Here is an 829-nt window from a genome sequence, read left to right as displayed (position 1 = left end):
AGCCGCTCGATCCGCTGCCGCATGCGCCGCACAACGGAACCGGGTTCAGCGATCCGTTCGCGCGGTCCGACGAGAACGACTTGGCCCGGTCCGGCGACGACGGCATCGCCCCGATCAGCTTGGCCATCGAAGGGACATTGAGCGGCTCGCCGCTGGGTGCCACGATCGACGCCGCGGTGGGCCGGGCCATCGACGGCGCCAACGAAAGCGGGGCATTCCGCTTGTACTACGACGATGCGGCGAGCGCCGGCAGTGTTGTTTTCACGCTCCCCCGCAATATCTTCGGCGGGCGCGAGCTGGTGTCGCTGCGCGCCACCCTGCCCGGCGGCCAGCCGCTGCCGCTCTGGCTGCACTTCGACGCCGCCAGCCGCACCTTCAGCGGCGAGGCGCCGGTCGGCGCGCTGTCGTTCATCACGATCGAACTGGTGGCGGTCGACACCGATGGCAACGAGCTGCGCGCCACCCTGACGCTGGGCGGCGAGCCGGCAGCGGCGGGGCCGCCGCCACAGAAACAGTCCGGCCTGTCCGGGCTCGACCTGCTCAAGGCGCTGGGACTCAAAGGGCTCGAGCGCGGCGACCAGGCCTTGCCCGAGGCACCGCCGCGTGCGGCCGACGGCCCGGCCCCGGCACGCCACCTGAGCGAACAACTGCAGCGCCAGGCGCAGCGTTTCGCACGCGGTTCCGACGCCACAATGCGCCATCTGGAGCAGATTGAACAAAAAAATATCGTCAGGCCGCACGCATGAGCACCCAAAACAACGCTACCATTCACCCCGCACCCACTGGAGAATCCCCAATGTCGCTTCCTTCGTCCCTTCGCCGCTCGCCG

The 829-nt window shown here is 69.2% G+C and carries 1 protein-coding gene; it reads left to right on the top strand.

Going from position 1 to position 829, the window contains the following annotated elements; genetic code table 11:
* Nucleotides 1-746: putative Ig domain-containing protein (locus tag C7C56_RS29140; RefSeq protein ID WP_181373349.1), on the top strand; the 746-nt coding region annotated here is incomplete at its 5' end.
* Nucleotides 747-829 lie beyond the last annotated feature (83 nt).

It is taken from the genome of Massilia glaciei, assembly GCF_003011895.2.
GTDB classification, from domain to species: domain Bacteria; phylum Pseudomonadota; class Gammaproteobacteria; order Burkholderiales; family Burkholderiaceae_D; genus Telluria_A; species Telluria_A glaciei.
The sequence above is the reverse complement of the archived record's forward strand: the minus strand, read 5'-3'. Positions and strand labels throughout refer to the sequence as shown.